This window comes from Stenotrophomonas capsici, from assembly GCF_034961085.1.
Taxonomy (GTDB): Bacteria; Pseudomonadota; Gammaproteobacteria; order Xanthomonadales; family Xanthomonadaceae; genus Stenotrophomonas; species Stenotrophomonas capsici.
Genome location: NZ_JAYFUH010000036.1, coordinates 86237 through 92371, shown reverse-complemented (window position 1 = coordinate 92371; position 6135 = coordinate 86237). Strand labels below are relative to the sequence as shown.

The 6135-nt window shown below is 66.7% G+C and carries 8 protein-coding genes; 7 read left to right on the top strand and 1 reads right to left on the bottom strand.

The features are described 5' to 3' along the window. On the top strand, positions 1 to 136 hold a 136-nt coding region (locus VA603_RS01030; RefSeq protein WP_323437678.1), incomplete at its 5' end, for a DUF4287 domain-containing protein. Between the two features lie 245 nt (positions 137 to 381). Continuing rightward, a complete protein-coding gene (locus tag VA603_RS01025; RefSeq protein ID WP_323437677.1) occupies positions 382 to 1563 on the top strand; it encodes a serine hydrolase domain-containing protein in 1182 nt (393 codons plus the stop codon). A 2-nt stretch (positions 1564 to 1565) separates the two neighbouring features. Here the strand turns inward: VA603_RS01025 and VA603_RS01020 are convergent, their stop codons facing one another. After that, positions 1566 to 1742, bottom strand: coding sequence for a hypothetical protein (locus tag VA603_RS01020; protein WP_323437676.1), 177 nt, complete (start codon positions 1740 to 1742; stop codon positions 1566 to 1568). A gap of 168 nt (positions 1743 to 1910) precedes the next feature. On the opposite strand from VA603_RS01020, the gene VA603_RS01015 reads away from it, so the two are divergent. The 5 genes from VA603_RS01015 to VA603_RS00995 all read left to right on the top strand — a co-directional run bounded on the left by VA603_RS01015 (position 1911) and on the right by VA603_RS00995 (position 6101). Then, positions 1911 to 2186: a metal/formaldehyde-sensitive transcriptional repressor gene (locus VA603_RS01015; protein WP_192287621.1), complete on the top strand. Its 276-nt coding sequence runs from the start codon at positions 1911 to 1913 to the stop codon at positions 2184 to 2186. Positions 2187 to 2246: 60 nt separating this feature from the next. Then, positions 2247 to 3356 carry an S-(hydroxymethyl)glutathione dehydrogenase/class III alcohol dehydrogenase gene (locus VA603_RS01010; protein WP_192287620.1) on the top strand — a complete coding sequence of 370 codons (1110 nt, stop codon included), beginning with the start codon at positions 2247 to 2249 and terminating at the stop codon, positions 3354 to 3356. Positions 3357 to 3366: 10 nt separating this feature from the next. Next, a complete protein-coding gene (locus VA603_RS01005; RefSeq protein WP_165931209.1) occupies positions 3367 to 3696 on the top strand; it encodes a hypothetical protein in 330 nt (109 codons plus the stop codon). Between the two features lies 1 nt (position 3697). Further along, positions 3698 to 4534 carry an S-formylglutathione hydrolase gene (gene fghA / locus VA603_RS01000; protein ID WP_323437674.1) on the top strand — a complete coding sequence of 279 codons (837 nt, stop codon included), beginning with the start codon at positions 3698 to 3700 and terminating at the stop codon, positions 4532 to 4534. A gap of 136 nt (positions 4535 to 4670) precedes the next feature. Beyond that, a complete protein-coding gene (locus VA603_RS00995) occupies positions 4671 to 6101 on the top strand; it encodes a GGDEF domain-containing protein (protein ID WP_323437673.1) in 1431 nt (476 codons plus the stop codon). Positions 6102 to 6135: the final 34 nt, after the last annotated feature.

Genomic DNA, 6135 nt, shown 5'->3' with positions numbered 1-6135 from the left:
CTGGCTCGCGCTGCTGGACACCGTCCAGGACCGGAAGCACATGGAACAGGTGGCCTTCCTCAAGGCCGAGCACAAGCTTGGCCACGGCCATGCCAATGCGCTTGTCGCGTATCACAAGGCCGGGAAACCGGCCTGATCGGGCAGGGGGCGCTCGCCTCGGTGCAGGTGTTGCGAGTCGCCCGGTGCTTCGCAGACCGAAGCGGTGAGCCGCGGCCCAAGGCCTTCCGCACACGTTTCCTGATCGATGCTGGAGCGGCCTTCGGGCCAGGTGCCTTGCTTGCCTCCATGCTGGCAGGTGCATCGGGGTGAGCAGGGCCAGGCGTTGGTCCCGGCAATCGGCTATCTTGAACGCCCCTTCAATGCCCCTCCAAGCGCTGACGCATGCAGGCGATTTCGTTGTTTTCCGGGAACCGGTGTTTCAGCTGCTTCGTATTCTCCATCGCGCTGCTGGCAACGGGCTGCACGGGCAGCCCTGTGCCGACTCGGGATCTGGGCGCGGACATCGACGAGGTCGCTGCAACGCTGATCGAGCAGCCACTGCTTCATTCGACCTCGATCGGGGTCGTGTATCGGGGCGAGGCGTTCATCCGCCACCGCGGCGACATGGAAACCGGCAAGCCAGGTCCCCCGACCGATGCGACGCTCTATGAAATCGGCTCGTTGAGCAAGACCCTCACGGGCACCTTGATGGCGAATGCGGTACTGGAGCGCAGGCTCGACCTGGACGATGACGTCCGCAGGTATCTGCAAGGCGACTACCCGAACCTGCAGTACCACGGCGAACCCATCCGCATCCGTCACCTGCTGTCGCACACGAGTGGTCTGCCGAACATGTTGCCGGAACGGGCGAACACGGTGCTTGCCGACTTCACCGATCAGCGCACGCCGCGCGAACTCAATGCCATTTACGCAGGCTATGGCAAGGCGGAGTTCTTCAGGGACCTGCACGCCGTCGAGATTCGACAGGCGCCCGGGAAGGACTACGCCTACTCCAGTACCGGAACCGAACTGGCCGCGCATATCCTTGAAACGGTTTACAAGCGCGACTACGAGTCGCTACTGCGCGGGTTCGTCCAGGAATCCGCGGCGATGACCGGCCTCAGGATTCGGCCGAACGAGGAGGAGGCAGCCCGGCTTGCGGTCGGCTACCACAGTGACAACCCGGTGCCGACCACGCCGATGCCACTGTTGCCCTGGGGCGCCTCCGGAAACGTGAAGGCGACGGTCCCGGGGATGGTGGAGTACCTCAGGTTCCAGTTGGCCGGTGGTCCCGTCGTGACGGAGTCCCATCGCGCCCTGGTCGAATTCGATCCCGAGTTCAGCATCGGCTATTTCTGGAACATCGTCAGCGGCGACCGCCTGAAAGGGGTCTACTACGCCCACCACGGCGGCGTGCCCCGCTCACAGTGCTACATCTACATCTTGCCCAAGTACGATCTGGGCATCTTCGCCATCACCAACCAGAGTGGTGACCAGACGGCGCACGCCATGGAAGCGGCCATCGACACGCTGGTCAAGCGCGTTGCCGCGCGGGAAGCCACCGGGCAGGGGGCGTCCCGGTAGCGTCAGCCCTGCTGGGGATGTTTATCGAAGACCAGGACGCCATCTCCCGCGATCACCGTCAGGCTGTGCGCCTTGCCGGTGGCATCACGCTTGAACGCGGCCTGCAGGGTCCCGGCCGGAACATGGGCATCGGGGACCACGAATCGGTTGCTGCCGACGGGTTTGAGCGGACGAGGCACGCCCTTCGCCTGTACGTCCAGGCCGCCGGGCGTAGCGGTTCCCGGCCACGTTGCGGTGGTGTCCGATCCGCCCCTGAGTCCGGAGGAGTGCAGCCAGCCAAGAGGTCGTTGGCATTCCCGGGATCACCTCAATATACTATCCCCCAGTACAGGATAAGAGGCCGGCCGGTGCCGCATTCGCCCGAGGAAAAGAAGAAGGTGCTGGCCCGGGTCAAACGCATCCGGGGCCAGTGCGATGCGTTGGAGCGCGCGCTGGAGGCCGGGGCGGACTGCAACCCGGTGCTGCAGCAGATCGCCGCCATCCGCGGTGCCGTCAACGGGCTGATGTCCGAGGTGATGGAGGCGCACCTGCGAGAGGAATTCGGCCAGCCCGCGCAGTCCGATGCGCAGCGCGCCACGCGCGTGGCCGAGATGTCCAGCCTGATCCGCTCCTATCTCAAATAGCCCCTTCAAATCAATGCGCGGTACGTCGTGCCGCGTTCCATCATTGCGCAGGAGAACCCCATGAAATCACGTGCCGCCGTCGCCTTTGGCCCGGGCCAGCCGCTGCAGATCGTCGAGATCGACGTCGCCCCGCCCAAGGCGGGCGAAGTGCTGGTCAAGATCACCCATACCGGCGTCTGCCACACCGATGCCTTCACCCTGTCCGGCGATGATCCGGAAGGCCTGTTCCCGTGCGTGCTCGGCCATGAAGGCGCCGGCATCGTGGTCGAGGTGGGCGAGGGCGTGACGTCGGTGAAGCCGGGTGACCACGTCATCCCGCTGTACACCGCCGAGTGCGGCCAGTGCCTGTTCTGCAAGAGCGGCAAGACCAACCTGTGCACCGCCGTGCGCGCGACGCAGGGCAAGGGCGTGATGCCGGACGGCACCAGCCGCTTCTCCTACAACGGTGAGCCGATCTACCACTACATGGGCTGCTCGACCTTCTCCGAGTACACCGTGGTGGCCGAGGTGTCGCTGGCCAAGGTCAACCCGGAAGCCAACCCGGAGCACGTCTGCCTGCTGGGCTGCGGCGTCACCACCGGCATCGGCGCGGTGCACAACACCGCCAAGGTGGCCGAGGGCGACAGCGTGGCCGTGTTTGGCCTCGGTGGCATCGGCCTGGCGGTGATCCAGGGCGCGCGCCAGGCCAAGGCCGGCCGCATCATCGCCATCGACACCAACCCGTCCAAGTTCGAGCTGGCCAGGCAGTTTGGTGCCACCGACTGCGTCAACCCGAAGGACCATGACAAGCCGATCCAGCAGGTGATCGTGGAGATGACCGGCTGGGGCGTGGACCACAGCTTCGAGTGCATCGGCAACACCCAGGTGATGCGCGCGGCGCTGGAATGCGCGCACCGTGGCTGGGGCCAGAGCGTGATCATCGGCGTGGCTGGCGCAGGCCAGGAAATCTCCACCCGTCCGTTCCAGCTGGTCACCGGCCGCAAGTGGCTGGGCACTGCGTTCGGTGGCGTGAAGGGCCGCAGCCAGTTGCCGGGCATGGTCGAGGACGCGATGAAGGGCGACATCGAACTGGCGCCGTTCGTCACCCACACGATGGAACTGGACAAGATCAACGAAGCGTTCGACCTGATGCACGAAGGCAAGTCGATCCGTTCGGTCATTCATTACTGAGATGAGCACGATGTTGAACAAAGAGGCATTGGCCGCCGCGCTGGCCGACACGGGTGACAACCAGGAAGCGCGTGAGGCGATCGAGCGACTGCAGGCGCAGGACCTGGTGAAGATCGATCAGTCGATCCTGTCGTCGTTGGGTAGCACCTGGAAGAATGCGGGCTTCGTCGCCGCAGGTGTGTTGATCGCCGCACCCGACGAGTACGAGGACATCCCGGAGTCGTTCTATGTACTGCGCATCGGCAGCCTGGCCAGCGAATCACGCATCGAGGTGAAGGGCAGCCTGGAGGCGTTGAAGACCTGCGAGATCCGGTTGCCGTCGGCATCGGGAGATAACTGAGATGGCGGCCGAACGCATCGAACACCGCGCCTGCTTCGGTGGCTGGCAGGATGTCTACCGGCACGCATCGGACGTGCTCGGCTGCGAGATGACGGTCGGCGTGTACCTGCCGCCGCAGGCCGAGCACGGCCCGTGCCCGGTGCTGTACTGGCTGAGCGGGCTGACCTGCACCGAGCAGAACTTCATCACCAAGGCCGGCGCGCAACGCTATGCCGCCGAACACGGGGTGATCATCGTCGCCCCGGATACCAGCCCGCGCGGCGAGGCGGTGGCCGATGCCGAGGGTTATGACCTCGGCAAGGGCGCCGGTTTCTACGTCAATGCCACGCGCGAGCCGTGGTCGCGGCACTACCGCATGTACGACTACATCGTCGACGAGCTGCCGGCCTGGGTGGAAGCCAACCTGCCGGCCAATGGCGCGCGTGCGATCAGCGGCCATTCGATGGGCGGGCACGGCGCGTTGACCGTCGCGCTGAAGAACCCGGGGCGTTACCGCAGCGTGTCGGCGTTTTCGCCGATCATGGCGCCGTCGCAGGTGCCGTGGGGGCAGAAGGCATTCACCGCCTACCTCGGCGAAGACGCGGTGGCGTGGCAGCAGTACGACGCCACCGCACTGGTGGCCGACGCAGCCGAGCGCCTGCCGTTGCTGGTGGACCAGGGGGGCGCGGATGAATTCCTCCAGACCCAGTTGCGTCCGCAGCTGCTGCAGGCGGCATGTGCCGCCGTGGGCCATCCGCTGACCCTGCGCCTGCAACCCGGTTACGACCACAGCTACTACTTCATCGCCAGCTTCATCGGCGAGCACATCGCCCATCACGCCCACGCCCTGAAGGGCTGAGAGGCGGGGACCCGAGGTTCCCGGCGGTACATGGGGGCCGGCCGTTCGCCGGCACGCCATTCGGGGGTGTGGATCACGCGGTCGTGGCGACGGCCGCGCTATCGTCCGGGCATGCGGCCTGGTCGACGGGGGATGCATGCCGGTGGTATTGGTTCTGCTGTATGTGGCCTGTCATGCCCTGGTCATGACCCTGTGGCCGGGGGAGACCGGCGCGGGTTCGTTCGTGTTCCTGACGCTCGCGCCGTTGCTGGCTGCCGGCGCCTGCCTGTGGCGGGCACGGCATGACAGCGCGGCACCGGGTTGGCGCGCCACCGCATTGGCATTGCTGCTGTGGGCCGGTGGCATGGCCCTGAACATGGTTGATGCGCTGGGCGCGGGCCGTGCCGACGTCACCCCGCGCGCCAGCCTGCTGCTGTATGTGCTGTATGGCGTGCCACTGGTGTTCATCCTGGCCCGCGCGCGGCGTGAGCGCCTGAGCATCAGCCTGATCGACGCCGCGATGGCGGCACTGCTGGGCGTGCTGTTCTTCGTGCATGCCGGGTTCTTCGCCGGTCGCATCGATGTCGACGAACACGCGATGGCCAACATGCGTTACATGTTCGACATCCAGAACCTGTGCATCGCCGGCTTCGCGGTGGTGCGGTGGCTGGCCGGCGACGTGCCCGAGCGGCGCAGCTTCTTCCGGGCGCTGGCGTTGTATGCGGTGGCCTATCTGCTGGTGGCCGGCTACATCAACCACTTCACGTCGGAGGACGCCTTCGGCGCCTACAACGACCTGCTGATCGACCTGCCATTCCTGCTGCTGGTGGTGCTTGCGTTGGCGCCGGCGCCTGCACTGGTGCCGGCGCCGGCCCGGCACTCGCGCCTGTCACGGCTGGTGCAGGCCGGTGGCCCGATGATCCTGCCGCTGTTGCTGCTGGTGGTCGGCACGCTGGTGGTGGACCATGCACGGCCGCTGGCCCTGGCCGGCTTCGTGGTCGCCACGCTGGGGTTCGGCCTGCGCAGCATGCTGCTGCAGATCCACCTGTTGGAGCGGCAGGCGGCCTTGGACCAGCTGGCGCGGCAGGACGGCCTCACCGGCGTGGCCAACCGCCGCGAGTTCGATGCGACGCTGCGCAATGAATGGAACCGGGCCCGGCGCAGCGGCACCGAACTAGCGCTGCTGCTGGTGGACATCGATCACTTCAAGGCATTCAACGATGCGCATGGCCATCCGGCGGGAGATCGCTGCCTGCAGGCGGTGGCGGTGCAGTTGCAGGCGACCGTGCAACGCGCGGCCGACCGCGTGGCGCGCTATGGCGGCGAGGAGTTCGCGGTCATCGTGCCAGGGTGCGACCTGGACGGGGTGCTGGCGTTGGCCGAACGGCTGCGGGTGGCGGTACAGGCCCTGCGCCTGCCGGAGGGGCCGGTCAGCATCAGCATCGGCGTGGCATTCCTGCATCCCCCGGTCATGCCGGACAGCGGGCAGTTGCTGGCCGATGCCGACGCCGCGTTGTATGCGGCCAAGCACGCCGGCCGCAACCGGGTGATGGTGCGCGGGGCACTGGGCGGGCCGGTCGCCTGTTGACGGAAGCCCCCGTGGCGCCGTGCGGTCGCAGACT

Excerpts from the sequence above, each read along its gene's own strand:
- VA603_RS01025 (WP_323437677.1), top strand. The coding sequence starts at position 382 with ATGCAGGCGATTTCGTTGTTTTCCGGGAACCGGTGTTTCAGCTGCTTC.
- VA603_RS01010 (WP_192287620.1), top strand. The coding sequence starts at position 2,247 with ATGAAATCACGTGCCGCCGTCGCCTTTGGCCCGGGCCAGCCGCTGCAG.
- VA603_RS01005 (WP_165931209.1), top strand. The coding sequence starts at position 3,367 with ATGTTGAACAAAGAGGCATTGGCCGCCGCGCTGGCCGACACGGGTGAC.
- fghA (WP_323437674.1), top strand. The coding sequence starts at position 3,698 with ATGGCGGCCGAACGCATCGAACACCGCGCCTGCTTCGGTGGCTGGCAG.
- VA603_RS00995 (WP_323437673.1), top strand. The coding sequence starts at position 4,671 with ATGCCGGTGGTATTGGTTCTGCTGTATGTGGCCTGTCATGCCCTGGTC.